The following is an 18,146-nucleotide window of genomic DNA, read 5'->3' as shown; positions in this document are numbered from 1 at the left end:
TCCTTCCGGGGTCAGGCAGCAGCGGCGGCGGCGACGACCCGGGTGGCCGCATCGGCCATGGTGTCGGCGCTGATGATCGGCAGGCCGGAGTCGGCCAGGATCTTCTTGCCCAGGTCCTCGTTGGTGCCCTTCATGCGCACCACCAGCGGCACCGACAGGCCCACCGCGCGAGAGGCAGTGACCACGCCCTCGGCGATGGTGTCGCAGCGCATGATGCCGCCGAAGATGTTGACCAGGATGGCCTTCACATCGGGGTTCTTGAGCATGATCTTGAAGGCCTCGGTGACCTTCTCGGCGGTCGCGCCGCCGCCCACGTCCAGGAAGTTCGCCGGCTCGCCGCCGAAGAGCTTGATGGTGTCCATGGTGGCCATGGCCAGGCCGGCGCCATTGACCAGGCAGCCAATGTTGCCGTCGAGCTGGATGTAGGCCAGGTCGAACTTGCTGGCCTCGATCTCGGCCGGGTCTTCCTCGTCGAGGTCGCGGTAGGCGACGATCTCCGGGTGACGGAACAGCGCATTCGCGTCGAAGTTGAACTTCGCGTCGAGCGCGATCAACTTGCCCTGGCTGTCGCAGTTCAGCGGATTGATCTCGACCAGCGAGGCATCCGTTTCCATGTAGCAGCTGTAGAGGTTCTGGAACAGCTCGACAGCCTGGGCCTGCGAGCCTTCCGGCAGGCCGATGGCCGTGGCGATCTTGCGGGCCTGCGCCTCGCCCAGGCCGCTCAGCGGATCGATCAGCTCGGTGATGATCTTCTCGGGCGTGCGGTGGGCGACTTCCTCGATGTCCATGCCGCCTTCGCTGGAGGCGATGAAGGCGACCTTCTGCGTCGCGCGGTCGGTGACCAGCGAGACGTAGTACTCCTTCAGGATGTCCGCACCTTCCTCGATGTAGAGGCGGCGGACCTTCTGCCCTTCGGCGCCGGTCTGGTGCGTGACCAGTTGCATGCCGAGGATGCGATTGGCCAGGTCCTTGACGCCCTCGAGGGTCTTGGTGACCTTGACGCCGCCGCCCTTGCCGCGGCCGCCGGCATGGATCTGGGCCTTGATGACCCAGACCGGGCCGCCCAGTTGCTGCGCGGCCTCCACCGCCTCCTGCACGGTGAACGCGGGAATGCCGCGCGGCACCGGTATGCCGAACTGGCGCAGGATGTCCTTGCCTTGGTATTCGTGGATCTTCATGTGCGGAGCCTCTTCGAGGTCATGGGTGCTGCACCACGGGTGCCGGTGCAGCGGTCGGGAGGTCGTCGGCCCGGCCGATCGGCGCCGGGTCGTGACCGGTCGCGCCTCCACCCGGCTGCCCCGCGTCCGTGGCTGCACCACGGCAGGGGGCGAGGAGAGGGTCGAGGACGGCGTGGGGGGCGGTCGGCATCGCAGGACGCGAAGCGCTCCCGCAGCGGACAGGCTGTGCCGTCCACGGAGCACTTCACTCTATCATGGTGCATTGCAGCATCGACGGGTCGGAAGGCCCGGATTGTTGCGATGGGTGCGGTGGGCGCGGGGTGCAGCGAGGGGTCCGGCCCGGCCTCGCGTCGCAGCCCCGTCACCGGCTCGAACGACAATTTCAAGTCCGCACGCTGACGCAGGCCTTGCCCTCGCGCCGCGCAGCGCCCGCCCCGCCCGACGACCCCGCCCGACGCCACGCCCATGAGCTCCCGCCCTGCACGCATCTTCATCGACGGCGAAGCCGGCACCACGGGCCTCGGCATCCGCGAGCGCCTGGCCGGCCTGCCCGGCATCGAGCTGGTGTCCATCGACCCGGCCCAGCGCAAGGACCCGCAGGCCAAGCAGGCCCTGATGGGCGGCGTCGACCTGGTCGTGCTCTGCCTGCACGACGATGCGGCCCGCGAGTCGGTCGCGCTCTGCGATGCCCTGCCCGGCGGCGGGCCGAAGATCGTCGATGCCAGCACCGCGCACCGTGTCGCGCCCGGCTGGACCTATGGCCTGCCCGAGCTGTCCGCGGCCCAGGATGCGGCCATCGCGGCCTCGCGCCGGGTCGCCAACCCGGGCTGCTACCCGACCGGCGCGATCGCGCTGCTGCGGCCGTTGATCGATGCCGGGCTCATGGCGGCCGACCACCCCGTCGCCATCCATGCCGTCAGCGGCTATTCGGGCGGCGGCCGCGGCATGATCGAAGCCTACGAGGCCCCGGGCAGCACGGCCCCGGCCTTCGAGCTTTACGGCCTGGCGCTGGAGCACAAGCATGTGGCCGAGATCATGGCCTTCGGCGGCCTGAGCCGCCGGCCCATCTTCGTGCCCAGCGTGGGCCGCTTCAAGCAGGGCATGCTGGTGCAGATCGCCCTGCACCTGGACCTGCTGCCCGGCCGGCCCGCGCCCGAGGCCCTGCATGCCGCCCTGGCCGCGCGCTATGCCGGCAGCGAGTGGGTGCGCGTGCTGCCGCCCGAGGCCCTGGCGGCCGAAGGCGCCAAGCTTGAACCCGAGGCCCTGAACGACAGCAACCGGCTGGAGCTGCGGGTCTATGGCAATGCGGCCCGCGGCCATGCCCTGCTCGTCGCGCGGCTGGACAACCTGGGCAAGGGCGCCTCGGGCGCGGCGGTGCAGAACCTGCGGCGCATGCTGGGCGTCTGAGGCCCGCCGGGGCCCTTCCTAGAATGGGCCATGTCCTTGGATGCCGCCGTGCCCCGCCCGGCCTACCGCCGCAAGCTGTTCTGGGTCGCGCTGCTCTACTTCGGCGAGGGGCTGCCGCTCGGCGTCTTCTATGACCTCTTCCCGGTCCACTTCCGCCAGCAGGGCGTGAACCTGGCCGAGATCGGCCTGCTTTCGCTGCTGGGCCTGGCCTGGACGATCAAGTTCCTCTGGGCTCCGCTGATCGACTGGACCCGCCACCACCGCCGCTGGATCGCCGCGGCCCATGCCGGCATGGCGCTCGTGCTGCTGGGCTTCGGCCTGCACGGCGGGGCCGAGGCCGGCGGCGGCGTGGCCAGCGGGGTGTGGATCGCGATCGGCCTCTTCACCCTGCTGTCGGCCACCAACGACATCGCGACCGACGGCCACACCATCGAGATGCTCGACCGCCAGACCTACGGCCTGGCCAACGGCCTGCGGATCGGCTTCTACCGCGCCGGCATGCTGATGGCCGGCGGCCTGCTGGTCGTCTCGGGCACGCTGGGCTGGACGGCGGCCTGGCTGATCGGCGCGGCCGTCTTCGGCCTGAATGCGCTGATGGCCCTGGCCGCCCCGCGCGAGACGGCGCGTACCGGCCCGCCGCCCCAGGCCGGCGGCCTGCGCCGCGAGCTGGCGCGGCTGCGCGCGCAACCGCGCTGGCTGCTGGCCCTGGGCCTGGTGCTGGCCGGCCTGCTGTGGCCGGTGCTCGGCCCGCTGGCCCGCGCCATGGGATGGGATGCGATCACCGCCGTGGCCGGCAGCGCCTGGTTCCGCGGCGCGCTGCCGGTCGGCCTGATGCTGGCCGGCGCCACCCTGCTGGTGCGGGCGGCACGCCATCCCGAGGCCGCGGCCCTGGCGCAGGGCCCGGCCTTCGGCGCCTGGATCGGCCTGCTGACGCGGCCCGGCATGGTCGCCGTGCTGCTCTTCATCCTGAGCTTCAAGCTGGGCGATGCGGCCATGGGCTTCATGGTCAAGCCCTACTGGGTGGATGCCGGCTTCAGCAATGCGCAGATCGGCCTGGTCAGCGTCAACCTGGGCCTGGGCCTGTCGATCGCCGGCGGCCTGATCGGCGGCTGGTATGTGGACCGCGTCGGGCTGTTCCGCGGGCTGTGGGTGCTGGGCCTGTGGCAGGCGCTGTCGAACCTGGGGTACGCCCTGGTCGCCAGCCTGGTGCCGGCCGGCAGCATCGCGCAGCCGGCCCTGCCGCCCGACCTGGCCGCGCAAGCCCTGGTCTATGGCGCCAGTGCGCTGGAGAGCCTGACCGGCGGCCTGGGCACCGGCGCCTTCCTGGCCTTCCTGATGGGCATCACCGGCCGCGCGCGGGCCACGACGGAATACGCCATCCTGTCCAGCGTCTTCGCCTTCAGCCGGGCGGTGGCGGGCTGGGCCGGCGGCCTGGGCGCCGAGGCCATGGGCTACCCGGCCTACTTCTTCCTGACCTTCTGGCTGGCCTTTCCGGCCTATGCGCTGCTGCCGGCTGTCAAGCGCATGGTGGAACGCCCGGCCGACGAACCTGTCTGAGACCCCATGAGCGAGTTGCACACCCCCTCCCCCGCCCCGCACGCCGTGCCGGACGAACGCGCGCACTGCGCCTGGTGCGCCGCCCTGGGCGCACTGAATGCCTATGGCGGCTTCAGCGGCTTCTCGGCCCGCGCCCTGAGAGGGGCCGAGGATGCGGCGGGCACCGCCCCGCGCAACCCCGCGCGGCGACGCGGCGCGACCGCCCTGCTGGGCGCGGGCGCCGCACTGGCCCTGCCGGCCTGGGCACGCGAGGGCGTGGACGTGGGCAAGAAGAGCTGGGCCGTGGGCCTGGTGCCGGCCGAGGAGATCGAAGCCGCCGCCGCCCAGCAATATGCCCAGATGCTGGCCCAGGCGCGGCAGAAGAATGCGCTGGCCGGGGCGGACCATCCCCAGTCCCGCCGCCTGCGCGTGATCGCCGATCGCATTGTGCCCTTCGCGACCGAGTGGAACCCGCGCTCGAAGAACTGGCGCTGGGAGGTCAACCTGCTGGGCTCGAACCAGATCAATGCCTTCTGCATGCCGGGCGGCAAGATCGCCTTCTACAGCGGCATCCTGCAGCAGTTGCAGCTCGACGACGACGAGGTCGCGACCATCATGGGCCACGAGGTCGCCCATGCCCTGCGCGAGCATGCCCGCGAGCGCATCGGCAAAAGCTCGGCCACCAGCCTGGGCCTGAAGCTGGGCGCGCAACTGCTGGGCCTGGGCGCGGTCGGCGATGCGGCGGCCAACCTCGGCACCCAGTTGCTGACGATGAAGTTCGGCCGCGAGGACGAGACCGAGGCCGACCTGATCGGCATGGAGCTGGCGGCCCGCTCCGGCTACGACCCGGCCGCCGGCATCAGCCTGTGGCAGAAGATGGGCCAGGCTTCCAAGGGCGCGCCGCCGCAGTTCCTCTCGACCCATCCCTCGCACGGCACCCGCATCGAGGACATCCGCCGCAGCCTGCCGCAGGTCGAGGGCCTCTACGCCCGCGCGCCGCGGCCGCCGCAGCGCTTCCAGCCCATGGCCGCGACAGCCGCCAAGCCCGAGCGCCCCGCGCGCGACAGCGCCCGCTGAGCACGCGCCAGCCCGGCGACCGGGCCGGGCGCCGGGCCGGGGCTGGCCCGCCGGCGGGCACTTGTCGACCCGGCGAATCCCGGGCCGGAGGCCGACCGGCGGCTCGCTAGGATGGGGAAATGTTCCCGAAGGTTTTCCCGCCCCCCTGCGCGCCCGAGCCCCTGCGGCCGGCGGGCCGCAGCCCCCGGCGCTTGATCCTGGCGGCGCTGCTCGGGCTGGTCGCCTGCGCCGCCCCGCATCAGGCGGCCGAGCCGCTCGACCTGGCCGCCCAGCAGGCGCAGTGGCAGGCCCTGCAGCCCGACAGCCCGGCGCTGCGCGAATCGCTGCGCGCCCGCGGGCTGGAGACCGCCGTCTGGCCGCTGCCGCGCTGGGATCTTCCGGCCCTGAGCGCCCTGGCCCTGCTGCGCCAGCCCGCCCTGGCCGAGGCCCGTGCCCGCCAGGCGGCGCTGGAGGCCGAGTCGCCCGGCCGGCTGCCGCGCCCCGAACTGGCCCTGGGCCTGGAGGCGCACAGCGAGCGGGGCGAGGCCAGTCGCTCCCCATGGAGCCTGGCCATCGCCCTGGAAGCCCTGCCCCTGGGTCGCAGCGGCCAGGCCCGCCGCGCGGCCGAGGCCGAGGCGGGCCAGGCCCGGGTCGAGGCGGCCCGTTTCGAGCTGGCCCACAGCGTCTGGTCGGTGCACCGCGCGCTGCGCGAGCGCCATGCCGACTGGCGGGCCGCACGCGCCGCGCAGGCCTTGCAGGCCGAGCGCCAGGCCCTGGCCGAGGCGCGCCATGCCGCCCTGGCCAAGCAGCTTGCGCAAGGCGCGCTGGATGCCCCCGCCGTGCAGGCCGCCGAGCGCGCCCAGGCCGCGGCCCGCGCCGCGACCGATCAGGCCCGGCAGGCCGAGGCCCGTGCCCGCCTGGCCCTGGGCGCCGCCGCCGGCCTGACGCCCGAGGCCCTGGCCGGCCTGACGCTGGACGAGCGCCCGCCCGCCGCCCCGCCGCTCGATCCCGGCCGCCTGCAAGCGGCGGCCCTGCTCCACCGCCTGGACCTGCGCGCCGCCCTGGCCCGCCATGCCGCGGCCGAGGCCCGGCAGCGGGCCGAATGGGCGCGGCGCTGGCCCGAGATCCAGTTCGCGCCCGGCCTGGCCTGGGACCAGGGCGACCGCCTCTGGACCCTGGGCCTGCGGGTGATCGGCCCGCCGGCCGAGGGCAATGCGCCGGCCCTGGCCCGCGCCCGCGCCGAACGCGAGGCCGCCGCCGCCGCCTGCCTGCGCGTGCAGGCCGAGGCCCTGGTCGAGCTGGCCCGGGCCCGCGCCGATCTGGCCGCGGCCGAATCGGCCCGGGCCGCCGCCGGAGCGGCCGAGGCCGCCGCCGCAGCCCAGCGCGCCCGGGTCGAGGCCGGCCTGGCCGCCGGTCACCAGGACCGCCTGGCCCTGCTCGATGCCCAGGCCCTGGACCTCGACGCCCGCAGCCGCCGGCTGGCGGCCGACCATGCCCTCGACCAGGCCCGCGCGGCGCTGGAGGACGTGCTGCAACTCCCCCTCGATCGCCTGCCCGCCGTCCTGCCATGAGCCCACGCCTCGCCCAGCGCCTGCTGATCGTCCAGACCCTGCTGCTCGTGCTGCTGCTGTGGGGCGGCGTCTACTTCGCGCGCGACGAGTTCCAGCTCGCCACCGAAGCCGAGGAGGAAGAGATTCCCACCGCCGACCACCTGCGCGATGTCGGCGCCGGCGCGCCCCAGGTGGTGCTGAGCGCGACCGCGCAGCGCCATGTCGACCTGCAGGTCGCCCCGCCCGAGGCCGGCGGCCTGCGCGCCAGCCGGACGCTGCGGCTGGAGGTGCTGGACGCGCAGGCCCTGCTGGCGCCGCGTCAGGCCTGGCTGGCCGCCAGCGCCGCCGAGGATGCGGCCCGGCTGGCCCGCGACACCGCAAGCCGCGAAGCCGCCCGCATGCAGGCCCTGCATGCCGACGGCCAGCAGGTTTCGACCCGCGCGCTGGAAGCCGCGCAGGATGCGCTGGCCCGGGCCGAGCTGGCCCGCGCCGCCGCCGAGACCGCCCGGCGCGCCGCCGCCGAATCGGCCCAGGCCGCCTGGGGACCGCGCCTCGGCGCCTGGCTGGTGGCGCCCGAGGGCAGCCCCGGCGCCCAGGCCTGGGCACGGCTGATCGACGGCCGCGACGTGCTGCTGCGCGCCGCCTGGCCGGCCGAGGCCGAGCTGCCGGCCTCGGCCGAGCTTGAGCTGGCGCGGGCCGATCTGCCCCCGGCCCGCCGGCGCGCCGAGGCCCTGGGCGCCGCCCCCGCAGCAGCCGCCGGCACGCTGCCACCGGGCCTGCGCGCCCTGCTCTTCCGCGCGGGCGGCGGCAGCTTGTCCGCCGGCCAGGTGGTCGACGGCCATTTGCTGCTGGGCCCGGCGCTGGCGGGTGCCTGGGTGCCGGCCAGCGCCCTGATCTGGCATGCCGGCCAGCCCTGGGTCTACCGACAGGAGGCGCTGGCCGAGGCCGCCTCCGGACCGGCCCCGGCCGGCCATGGGGACGACGATGACGACGACGACGAGCTGGCCCCCGCGGCAACCGCTGCCGCCGGCCCGCTGCAAGCCTTCCGCCGCCAGGCCCTGCCCGGGGCCGAGCGCGAGCCCGGCGCGTCGGGCCGCTGGTTCCTGCCGGGCTTCGACGCGACGCAGCCGGTGGTCGTGCGCGGCGCGCAACTGCTGCTGTCCGAAGAGCAGAAGGGCCTGCTGAAGAACGAGAACGACGACTGATGATCGCCGCCCTGCTCCGCTTTTCGGTCCGCCGGGCCGGCCTGGTCGTCGGCCTGGCCCTGGCCCTGCTGGGCCTGGCCCTGGCCCAGCTTGGCGAGGCCCGGCTCGATGTCTTCCCGGAATTCGCGCCCGCCCAGGTCGTAATCCAGACCGAGGCGCCGGGCCTGGGCACCGAGGCGGTCGAGGCGCGCGTCTCGCAGCCCATCGAGCAGGCTGTCTCGGGCCTGGTCGGCCTGCAATCGCTGCGCTCGCAGTCCATCCCGGGCCTGTCGGTGGTCACGCTGATCTTCGACGAGCGGGGCGAGCTGCACCGCAACCGCCAGCAGGTGGCCGAGCGCCTGGCCCAGACGCGCGGCCTGCCCGAGGGCGTGGTGCCGCACATCACGCCGCTGACCTCCTCGGCCTCGACGGTGCTGGGCGTGGGCCTGACCTCCAAGACGCTGGACGGCGTGGCCCTGCGCAGCCTGGTCGACGGCGTGCTGCGGCCGCAGTTGCTGGCGGTGTCGGGCGTGGCTGATGTGAATGTGTTCGGCGGCCTGCAACGCCAGTGGCAGGTGCAGCTCGACCCCGAGGCCCTGGCACGCCTGGGCCTGGGCCTGGACGAGCTGGTCGAGGCCCTGCGCGCTGCCGGGGGCAGCCGGCCCGCCGGCTTCGTGGAGACACCCAACCAGCGCGTGCCACTGAAGCTGCTGCTCGGCGGCGAGACGGCCGCGGCGCTGGAATCGGCCGTCATCGGCCGGCACGGCGGCCAGCCGGTGCGCCTGGGCCAGGTGGCGCAGTTGCGCGAGGCCGGCGCGCCGCCCTACAACGGCGCGCTGATCAATGGCGAGCCCGGCGTGCTGCTGATGATCCAGGGCCAGCTCGGCGCCAACACCCAGCAGCTCACCGAGCGGCTCGACCTGGCGCTGGCCAGCATCGAGCCGGCGCTGCGCAGCCAGGGTGCCGAGCTGCACCGCGACCTGTTCCGACCGGCGCGCTTCATCGCCACCGCGGTGGGCCATGTGCAGCGCGATGTGCTGATCGGCTCGGCGCTGGTGATCGGCGTGCTCTTCCTCTTCCTCTACAACGTGCGCACGGCGGTGGTCTCGGTGGTGGCGATCCCGCTGTCGCTGATGGCCGCGATCACCGCGATCACGAGCGCCGGCATGAGCCTCAACATCATGGTGCTGGGCGGCCTGGCGATTGCGCTGGGCGAGGTGGTCGACGACGCGATCATCGACAGCGAGAACATCTTCCGCCGCCTGCGCGAGCACCGCGCCGCGCCCGACGGCCGGCCGCTGTGGCAAGTGGTCTACGAGGCCTCGATGGAGGTGCGCGCCTCGGTGGTCTATGCCACCTTCATCGTCGCCCTGGTCTTCGTGCCGCTGCTGACGCTTTCGGGCGTGGCGGGCAAGCTCTTCGCGCCGCTAGGTCTGGCCTACATCGCGGCCATCCTGGCCTCGCTGGCGGTGGCGCTGACGGTGACGCCGGCGCTCTCGCTGCTGCTGCTGGGCGGCCGGCCGCTGCCGGCGGGCGATCCGCCGCTGATCGCCTGGCTCAAGCCGCGCTACGGCCGCCTGCTGCTGGCGGTGGAGCGTCATGCCCTGCCGGTGCTGATCGGCACCGGCCTGCTGATGGCGCTGGGCCTGGCGGTGCTGCCGCTGCTGGCCGGCCGCTTCATCCCGCCGCTCAAGGAAGGCCACTACATCGTGCACATGGCCGCGATCCCCGGCACCTCGCTGGGCGAATCGCTGCGCCTGGGCAAGCGGGTCAGCGAGACGCTGCTGGCCATCGACGGGGTCGAGTCGGTCGCGCAGTGGGTGGGCCGCGCGCAGGACGGCGCCGACACCTTCGGCCCGCACTACAGCGAGATCGAAGTCGAGATCGGCCAGAAGTCCGGGCCCGAGCAGGCGCGCATCCTGGCCGACATCCGCCGCAGCCTGTCGGGCGACGATGGCGACGAGGACCGCAGCGACGAGGAGGCCGCCGGCAGCGCCGGCTTCCCCGGCCTGCAGTTCGGCGTGAACACCTTCCTGACCGAGCGCATCGGCGAGACCGTGAGCGGCCACCCGGCCGATGTGGTGGTGCAGCTCTACGGCCCCTCACTCGATGCGCTGGACCGCGACAGCCAGGCGGTGGCCGCCGTGCTGGCCGCGCAGCGCGGCGTGCGCGACGTGCAGCAGCTCGCGCCGCCGGGCACGCCCGAGCTGGCCATCCGCTTGCGGCCCGAGGCCCTGGCCCGCCACGGCCTGAGCGCCGGCGAGGTGATGCAGGCCGTGCAGATGGCCTACGACGGCCTGACCCTGGGCGAGGTGGCTGGCAGCGACCGGCTCGGCGGCCGGCCCGCGCCGCTGGTGCTGACCCTGGCCCCCGAGGCCCGCCAGGACCTGGGCCAGGTGCGCGAGCTGCCGCTGCGTGCCCGCGATGGCCGCCTGCTGCGCCTGGCCGAGGTGGCCGATGTCGAGCTGGGCCAGGGCCGCTACAAGATCCTGCGCGAGGGCAGCCGGCGGGTGCAGACCGTGGTGGCCAACATCGATCCGCGCCGCGACCCCGAGCGCTTCGTCGAACGCCTGCGCCAGGACCTGGCCGAGCGGGTGCAGCTCGCACCCGGCCACCACATCGAGGTCACCGGCGCCGCCCTGGCCCAGCGCGCCGCCCGCAGCGAGCTGCTGGCCGCCGCCCTGCTGGCCAGCCTGGGCGTGGCGGCCCTGCTCTACCTGGCCTTCGGCTCGCTGCACCATCTGGTGCTGACCTTCATCAACCTGCCCTTTGCCCTGATCGGCGGCGTGGTGGCGGTGCTGGCCGGCGGCGGCGGGCTGAGCCTGGGCTCGGTGGTCGGCTTCGTCACGCTCTTCGGCATCACGCTGCGCAACTCGATCATGCTGGTCTCGCACTACCAGCAGCTTGTCGAGGTCGAGGGCCTGCCCTGGAACCTGGCCACCGCCCTGCGCGGCGCGCAGGAACGCCTGCCCTCCATCCTGATGACCGCCCTGGTCACCGGCCTGGGCCTGGCGCCGCTGGCCCTGGGCAGCGCCGAGCCGGGCCGCGAGATCGAGGGGCCGATGGCCACCCTGATCGTCGGCGGCCTGATCAGCTCGACCCTGCTCAACCTGCTGGTGCTGCCGACGGTGCTGCTGAAGTTCGGCCGCTTCCGCAGCGCGGCGCAGGCTGCGGCGGGACCGGCCTGAGCGCATCCGCCCCGTTTCGGCCCCGTTTCGCGTCCGTATCGGCCCGGGATGGGCCGGGGATGGCTCCGCAAGGGGGCAGCGCAGCCTTGCCACAGTGCATCGCGCACCGGCATGGAACGCGAGTTGCAAGCCCCGCCCGCCAATCGCCCGAGGTCGGGCGACGGCGCACCGCAATAGCGCTCACAACACCAATCAAGTGCAGACGAGGTCGGCATGGACGAACTGAAAGCGGGCAGCGATACGCTGTTCATCCTCCTGGGCGCCATCATGGTGCTGGCCATGCATGCTGGCTTTGCCTTCCTGGAGCTGGGCACCGTGCGGCACAAGAACCAGGTCAATGCCCTGGTCAAGATCCTGGTCGATTTCGCCGTCTCGACCCTGGCCTATTTCTTCATCGGCTATGCCATCGCCTACGGCGTCGGCTTCCTGGTGCCGGCCGCCGAGCTGGGCGCGCGCAACGGCTTCGAGCTGGTCAAGTTCTTCTTCCTGCTGACCTTCGCGGCCGCCATCCCGGCCATCGTCTCGGGCGGCATCGCCGAGCGGGCCCGCTTCAATCCGCAGCTTGCTGCAACCTTCGCCATCGTCGGCTGCATCTACCCGCTGTTCGAAGGCATGGTCTGGGGCGGCCGCTTCGGCATGCAGGAGCTGCTGACGGCCTGGTTCGGCCAGCCCTTCCACGACTTCGCCGGCTCGGTCGTCGTGCATGCGGTGGGCGGCTGGATCGCGCTGCCGGCGGTCATCCTGCTCGGCGCGCGCAGCGGCCGCTACGGCCGGGACGGCCGGGTCAGCGCCGCGCACCCGCCCTCGAACATCCCCTTCCTCGCACTCGGCGCCTGGATCCTCACCGTCGGCTGGTTCGGCTTCAACGTGATGAGCGCGCAGACCATCGACAAGGTCAGCGGCCTGGTCGCGGTGAACTCGCTGATGGCCATGGTCGGCGGCACCCTCGTCGCCTGGGCCCTGGGCCGCAACGACCCGGGCTTTGCCTACAACGGCCCGCTGGCCGGCCTGGTCGCCGTCTGCGCCGGCTCGGACCTGATGCATCCGCTGGGCGCGCTGGCCACCGGCGGCGTCGCCGGTGCGCTGTTCGTGAAGATGTTCGTCATCACGCAGAACAAGCTGAAGATCGATGACGTGCTCGGCGTCTGGCCGCTGCACGGCCTGTGCGGCGCCTGGGGCGGCCTGGCGGCCGGCCTGTTCGGCAGCACCGCGCTCGGCGGCCTGGGCGGGGTGAGCTTCGGCGCGCAACTCGTCGGCACCCTGGCCGGCGTGCTGGTGGCCGTGATCGGCGGCACCCTGGTCTACGGCCTGATCAAGGCCGCGGTGGGCCTGCGGCTGGATGCGGAGGACGAATACCTCGGCGCCGACCTGGCGGTCCACAAGATCCGCGCGACGCCCGAGCGCGAGGGCTGAAGCCGGCCGCGGGCGGCCCCGCCGCCCGCCCGGCCCGGGCGCGCCTCAGACGCCCGTCGAGCCGAAACCGCCCGCGCCGCGCACGCTGCCGGCGCTGAACTGCTCGACCACCCGCAGCGCCGGCCGCAGCACCGGCACGAAGACGAGCTGCGCAATGCGCTCGCCCGGCTGCACGGTGATGGCCCGGCCGCTCTCGGCCGGATTGCGGTTCCAGGCGCTGATGTAGAGCTGGGCGCTGTAGTCCGCATCGATCAGGCCGACCCCGTTGCCCAGCACCAGGCCCTTCTTGTGGCCCAGGCCGGAACGCGGCAGCACCATCGCGCACAGGCCCTCGGCATTCATGTGCAGCGCCAGGCCGCTGGGGATGAGCACGGCCGGGGCCTGCGGCTCCAGCGTCAGCGGCGCATCGAGGCAGGCGATCAGGTCGAGGCCGGCCGCCAGCGCCGTCTGGTAGCGCGGCAGGCCCCAGTCGTTCAATCGCGCGTCGAGCACGCGGATCTCGATCTCGTTGGGCAGGGACATCGGAACGGCTCGCGGCGAAGGGCCAGGATTGGTAGGCCGGGTGGGACTCGAACCCACTGTCGAACGATTATGAGTCGCTTGCTTATACCGCTTAAGCTTCCGGCCCCCGGGGCAGGCGCGCATTGTGGCGCGGCGTCGGGGCGGCCCGCCGCCCTACTTCTGGCTGAGCGCCTGGCCGACCAGGCGCGAGGTGATGTCGACGATCTGGATCATGCGCTCGTAGGCCATGCGGGTCGGGCCGATCACGCCCAGGGTGCCGACGACCTGGCCGTCGACCGTGTAGGGCGCGGAGACGACCGACAGCTCTTCGTAGGGCACGAACTGGCTCTCGCCGCCGATGTAGATACGCACGCCCTCGGCGCGGCTGGAGACTTCCAGAAGACGCATGAGCTGGGTCTTCTGCTCGAAGAGCTCGAACATCTTGCGCAGGCTGCCGAGGTCGCTGGAGAAGTCCTGCACGGTCAGCAGGTTGCGCTCGCCGCTGACGACGAGCTGCTCGGCCGGCTCGCCCGCGGCGGCGCTGCCCATCTGCACGGCGGCCTGCATGAGCTGGGCGATCTCACCGCGCAGCGCATCCACCTCGGTGTGCAGCTTCTCGCGCACCGCATCCAGGGTCAGGCCGGCGTAGTGCGCATTGATGAAGTTGGTGGCCTCGATGAGCTGGGCGGCCGTGAAGTCCTGCGAGGTGACGATGAGGCGGTTCTGCACATCGCCGTCCGGCGCGACCAGGATGACCAGCACGCGCCGCTCGCCCAGGCGCAGGAACTCCAGGTGGTGGAAGACGCCGGCCTTGCGCGGCGCCGTGATCACGCCGACGAAGTGCGACAGGCTCGACAGCATCTGCGCGGCATGGGCGATGACGCGCTGCGGCTGGTCCGGCGCCAGCGGCGCCGCGCCCTCGGGCGACAGCACCTGGGCGGCGTCGAGCGGCCGGGCGGTCAACATGGTGTCGACGAAGAGCCGGTAGCCGCGGGCGGTCGGCACGCGGCCGGCGCTGGTGTGCGGGCTGGCGATGAGGCCGAGATCTTCGAGATCGGCCATCACGTTGCGGATGGTCGCCGGGCTCAGCTCCAGGCCCGAGGCCCGCGACAGGGTGCGCGAGCCGACCGGCTGCCCGTCGGCGATGTAGCGCTCGACCAGGGTCTTCAGCAGGGTCTTGGCGCGGTCATCCAGCATGCGGCTCATTCTAGGAGGCCGCCCCGTCCCGCGGGCCCAGGGGGCCGTCCGCGGCGGCGCGGGCAAGGGGGGTTCACCCCAGTCGGTCCGAGCCGGTGGACGCAGGGGGCTGTGGTGTAATTTTTCGACACCCTCTCCTGCATTCCTCATGCCCGCGCGCTTCAAACATGCGGCCCTCGTGGGCAAGTACCAAGCCCCGGGCAGCCGCCGGGTGCTGGCCCAGGTGGCCGACTTCCTGCTGAGCCAGGGCCTGGAGGTTTCGCTGGACGAGGCCACCGCGCTGAACACCGGCCTGAGCGAGCACCCGGCCCTGCCGCCCGAGCAGATCGGCCGGCACTGCGACCTGGCCGTGGTCGTCGGCGGCGACGGCACCATGCTGGCCGTGGCCCGCCAGCTCGCGCCGCAGAACGTGCCGCTGGTCGGCATCAACCAGGGCCGGCTCGGCTTCATCACCGACATCCCGCTCGAAGCCCTGCGCGAGACCCTGGCGCCGATGATCGCCGGTGACTACGAGGAAGAGCAGCGCACCATGCTGGCCGGCTGCGTGACCCGCGACGAAGGCGGCAGCATGCGCCGCACCATCTTCGAGGGCCATGCCGTCAACGACGTGGTCGTCACCCGCGGCGGCATGTCGGGCATGGTCGAGATGCGGGTCGAGGTGCAGGGCGACTTCGTCGCCAACTTCCGCGCCGACGGCCTGATCATCGCGTCGCCGACCGGCTCCACAGCCTATGCGCTGTCGGCCGGCGGGCCGCTGCTGCATCCGGGCATCGCCGGCTGGGTGCTGGTGCCGATCGCGCCGCATTCGCTGTCGAACCGGCCCATCGTGCTGCCGGATTCGGGCGAGGTCGCGATCGAGATCGTCGCCGGCCGCGATTGCAGCCTGAACTTCGACCACCAGGGCCTGGCCAGCCTGCTGCATGGCGACCGCATCCTGGTGCGGCGCAGCGCGCACCGGGTGCGCTTCCTGCACCCGCGCGGCTGGAGCTACTACGCCACCCTGCGCCGCAAGCTGCGCTGGAACGAGGGCAGCAGCGGCAGCGGCCCGGGCGACTGAAGCCACCGCGCCCTGGCCATGCCGTCAGCCGGCCTGCGCACAATCCGGGTTGCCGATCCGGCCGCCACCGAGCCCCCACCGCCATGCTGCGCCGACTGAGCCTGCGTGATTTCGTCATCGTGCCCGCCCTCGAACTGGACTTCGGGCCGGGCTACACCGCCCTGACCGGCGAGACCGGCGCCGGCAAGTCCATCCTGATCGACGCCCTGCAACTGGCCCTGGGCCAGCGGGCCGACGGCAGCGTCGTGCGCGAGGGCGCGGCGCGGGCCGAGATCGCCGCCGAGTTCGACACGCCCGAGGGCCTGGCCGGTTGGCTGTCCGATGGCGGCTTCGATTCCGCCGCCGACCCCGACGGCCACGGCGGCGGCAGCCTGCTGCTGCGCCGTACCGTCGACAGCCAGGGCAAGAGCCGCGCCTGGATCAATGGCGCGCAAGCCACCCTCAGCCAGCTGCGCGAGCTCGGCGACTGGCTGGTCGACATCCACGGCCAGCATGCCTGGCAGGGCCTGACCCGGCCGGAGCCGGTGCGGGCCCTGCTCGACAGCCGGGCGGGCGTCGACGCCGCGCCCCTGGCCGCCGCCCACCAGGCCTGGAAGCAGGCCCGCGAGCGCCTGGACGCCGCCCGCAGCCGCCAGGCCGAGCGCGAGACCGAGCGCGAGCGCCTGATCTGGCAGATCGGCGAGGTCGAGCGCCTGGGCCCCGGCGAAGGCGAATGGGCCGAGCTGGAGGCCGAGCACCGCCGCCTCAGCCATGCGCAGGCCATCCTCGACGCCCTGGCTGCGGCCGTGGCGGCGCTGGACGGCGGCGAGTCGGGCGAGGCGCCGGGCGCCAGCGCCTGCATCGATGCGGCGATCGACCGGCTCGAAGCCGTCTGGGTGCATGACAACAGCCTGAGCGGTCCGATCGACACCCTGCGCCAGGTGCAGGCCCTGATCAGCGACAGCAGCCGCGAGCTGGGCCACCGCCTGCACGGCGAGGGCCTGGACCCGCAGCGCCTGAGCGAACTCGACGAGCGCCTGGGCAGTTGGCTGGCCCTGGCGCGGCGCTTCCGTCAGCCGCCCGAGGCCCTGCCCACGCTGCTGGCCCAGTGGCAGGCCGAGCGCGCCCGGCTCGATGCCGAAAGCGACCTGCCGGCGCTGGAAGCTGCGGTCGACCAGGCCTGGGCCGCCTACCGCCAGCAGGCCGAAGCCGCACGGCGCGCCCGCCTGAAGGCCGCGCCGCGGCTGGCCGCCGAAGTCGGCGCGGCCCTGCAGCAGCTCGGCATGGCCGGCAGCGTGTTCGAGGTGGCGGTCGATCCCCTGCCCGAGCCGCAGCGCCACGGCCAGGACCTGATCGAGTTCCGCGTCGCCGGCCATGCCGGCGCCACGCCGCGGGCGCTGGCGCGGGTGGCCTCGGGCGGCGAGCTGTCGCGCATCGCGCTGGCCATTGCCGTCAGCACATGCAGCAGCCCGCGGCCGGGCACCGACCCGCTGCCGGGGGTGGACACCCTGATCTTCGACGAGATCGATGCCGGCGTCGGCGGCACCGTGGCCGATGCCGTCGGCGCGCTGATGCACCGCCTGGGCCGCGAGCGCCAGGTCTTCGCCGTCACCCACCTGCCGCAGGTGGCGGCCTGCGCCAACCAGCACTTCGTGGTGCGCAAGCAGACCGTGGCCGGCCGCACCCACAGCGAGGTCGAGCCGGTGGACGGCGAGGCGCGGGTCGAGGAGCTCGCCCGCATGCTCGGCGGCGAATCGGCCACCAGCCGCGCCCATGCCCGCAGCCTGCTGGCCGCCGAGACCGGCCGCCGGCCGCCGGCCCCGGTCACCCCGATCAATACCGCACGCTGAGCGCCCGCCGGTCCGCCCTGCGCGGGCCGGGGTCGGCCCCGGCTTTGTTAGGCTGCGCCGCATGCCGGACACCCCACCCCGCCCCCCCGCGCCGAACCCGCCCGAGCTGGTGCTGATCACCGGCATCTCGGGCTCGGGCAAGTCGGTGGCCCTGCGTGCGCTGGAGGATGCCGGCTTCTACTGCGTCGACAACCTGCCGCCCGAGCTGCTTGGCGCCTTCGTCGCGCTGGAGACCGAGCCGGGCAGCCCGCCGCGCCGCGTGGCCATTGCGATGGACGTGCGCGCCGCGCACTCGCTCTGCCACCTCGGCCCCGGCCTGGCCGCGCTGCGCAGCCGCGGCACGCCGGTGCGGGTGATCTTTCTCGATGCCCACACCGAAGCCCTGGTGCGGCGCTATGCCGAGACGCGCCGCCGCCATCCCCTGAGCCGGCCGGCCGACCCCGCCGCCGAGGATGCCGACACCGCCCACCGCGCCCTGGTCGACGCCATCGAGCTGGAGCGCGAGCTGCTGGCCGAGCTGCGCGAATCCGCCACCGTGATCGACACCAGCCTGCTCGCCGCCAGCCAATTGCGGGCGCGGCTGCGGCAGCTCGTCGATGCGCCGCCCGGCGCGCTCAGCCTGGCCTTCGAATCCTTTGCCTTCAAGGCCGGCGTGCCGCTCGATGCCGACCTCGTCTTCGACCTGCGCGTGCTGCCCAACCCGCATTACGAGGCGCCGCTGCGCGCGCTGACCGGCCGCGATGCGCCCGTCGCCGACTGGTTGCAGGCCCAGCCCGAGGTGCTGGAGATGCATGAGCGCATCGCCGACTTCCTGCGCCGCTGGCTGCCCGACTACGCCCGCGACCAGCGCGCCTCGCTGACCGTGGCGATTGGCTGCACCGGCGGCCAGCACCGCTCGGTGCATGCCGCCGAGCAGCTCGCCGCGCGCTTCCGCGCCGCCCGCGCGGCCGGCGATCCGGCCTGCGCCCACCTCGGCGCGGTGCTGCTGCGCCACCGCGAACTCGACCGGCGCTGAGCGCCGGCCGGACGCCCCGCCCTGCCCATCGAGCC

At 73.6% G+C, this 18,146-nt stretch carries 13 protein-coding genes and 1 tRNA gene; 10 read left to right on the top strand and 4 right to left on the bottom strand.

Features of this window, described 5'->3' with window-relative positions; all coding sequences use genetic code 11:
* Positions 1-11: 11 nt before the first annotated feature.
* Positions 12-1,178, bottom strand: a complete 1,167-nt coding sequence (gene sucC / locus JI742_RS03365; protein WP_201823997.1) for an ADP-forming succinate--CoA ligase subunit beta — start codon at positions 1,176-1,178, stop codon at positions 12-14.
* Between the two features lie 465 nt (positions 1,179-1,643).
* Here sucC and argC point away from each other — a divergent pair, with 465 nt between their 5' ends.
* The 7 genes from argC to JI742_RS03330 all read left to right on the top strand — a co-directional run bounded on the left by argC (position 1,644) and on the right by JI742_RS03330 (position 12,512).
* Positions 1,644-2,585: an N-acetyl-gamma-glutamyl-phosphate reductase gene (argC, locus tag JI742_RS03360; RefSeq protein ID WP_201823996.1), complete on the top strand. Its 942-nt coding sequence runs from the start codon at positions 1,644-1,646 to the stop codon at positions 2,583-2,585.
* Between the two features lie 30 nt (positions 2,586-2,615).
* Positions 2,616-4,142 (top strand): MFS transporter, encoded by a 1,527-nt coding sequence (locus JI742_RS03355; protein ID WP_201823993.1) that lies wholly within the window; start codon positions 2,616-2,618, stop codon positions 4,140-4,142.
* Positions 4,143-4,148: 6 nt separating this feature from the next.
* Positions 4,149-5,198, top strand: a complete 1,050-nt coding sequence (locus tag JI742_RS03350; RefSeq protein WP_201823991.1) for a M48 family metallopeptidase — start codon at positions 4,149-4,151, stop codon at positions 5,196-5,198.
* A 119-nt stretch (positions 5,199-5,317) separates the two neighbouring features.
* Positions 5,318-6,748, top strand: coding sequence for a TolC family protein (locus JI742_RS03345; protein WP_201823989.1), 1,431 nt, complete (start codon positions 5,318-5,320; stop codon positions 6,746-6,748).
* On the top strand, positions 6,745-7,932 hold the full coding sequence (locus JI742_RS03340) for a hypothetical protein (protein WP_201823987.1): 1,188 nt from the start codon (positions 6,745-6,747) through the stop codon (positions 7,930-7,932). Before JI742_RS03345 ends, JI742_RS03340 begins: the two co-directional genes overlap by 4 nt.
* On the top strand, positions 7,932-11,099 hold the full coding sequence (locus JI742_RS03335) for an efflux RND transporter permease subunit (RefSeq protein WP_201823985.1): 3,168 nt from the start codon (positions 7,932-7,934) through the stop codon (positions 11,097-11,099). The genes JI742_RS03340 and JI742_RS03335 overlap by 1 nt, the downstream gene beginning before the upstream one ends.
* A 213-nt stretch (positions 11,100-11,312) precedes the next feature.
* Positions 11,313-12,512: an ammonium transporter gene (locus tag JI742_RS03330; RefSeq protein ID WP_201823983.1), complete on the top strand. Its 1,200-nt coding sequence runs from the start codon at positions 11,313-11,315 to the stop codon at positions 12,510-12,512.
* A 45-nt stretch (positions 12,513-12,557) separates the two neighbouring features.
* On the opposite strand, the gene dut is transcribed toward JI742_RS03330, so the two are convergent.
* The 3 genes from dut to hrcA all read right to left on the bottom strand — a co-directional run bounded on the left by dut (position 12,558) and on the right by hrcA (position 14,210).
* Entirely contained in the window at positions 12,558-13,034 is a 477-nt protein-coding gene (dut, locus tag JI742_RS03325) for a dUTP diphosphatase (protein ID WP_201823981.1), read from the bottom strand.
* Between the two features lie 29 nt (positions 13,035-13,063).
* Positions 13,064-13,140: transfer RNA gene (locus JI742_RS03320), tRNA-Ile, on the bottom strand.
* A gap of 47 nt (positions 13,141-13,187) precedes the next feature.
* On the bottom strand, positions 13,188-14,210 hold the full coding sequence (hrcA, locus tag JI742_RS03315; RefSeq protein WP_201823979.1) for a heat-inducible transcriptional repressor HrcA: 1,023 nt from the start codon (positions 14,208-14,210) through the stop codon (positions 13,188-13,190).
* A gap of 148 nt (positions 14,211-14,358) precedes the next feature.
* Here hrcA and JI742_RS03310 point away from each other — a divergent pair, with 148 nt between their 5' ends.
* The 3 genes from JI742_RS03310 to rapZ all read left to right on the top strand — a co-directional run bounded on the left by JI742_RS03310 (position 14,359) and on the right by rapZ (position 18,111).
* Positions 14,359-15,267, top strand: coding sequence for an NAD kinase (locus JI742_RS03310; protein WP_201823977.1), 909 nt, complete (start codon positions 14,359-14,361; stop codon positions 15,265-15,267).
* Positions 15,268-15,350: 83 nt separating this feature from the next.
* A complete protein-coding gene (gene recN / locus JI742_RS03305; RefSeq protein ID WP_201823975.1) occupies positions 15,351-17,096 on the top strand; it encodes a DNA repair protein RecN in 1,746 nt (581 codons plus the stop codon).
* Between the two features lie 61 nt (positions 17,097-17,157).
* Positions 17,158-18,111, top strand: coding sequence for an RNase adapter RapZ (rapZ, locus tag JI742_RS03300; RefSeq protein WP_201823973.1), 954 nt, complete (start codon positions 17,158-17,160; stop codon positions 18,109-18,111).
* Positions 18,112-18,146: the final 35 nt, after the last annotated feature.

This window comes from Piscinibacter lacus (genome assembly GCF_016735685.1).
Taxonomy (GTDB): domain Bacteria; phylum Pseudomonadota; class Gammaproteobacteria; order Burkholderiales; family Burkholderiaceae_C; genus Aquariibacter; species Aquariibacter lacus.
The sequence above is the reverse complement of the archived record's forward strand: the minus strand, read 5'-3'. Positions and strand labels throughout refer to the sequence as shown.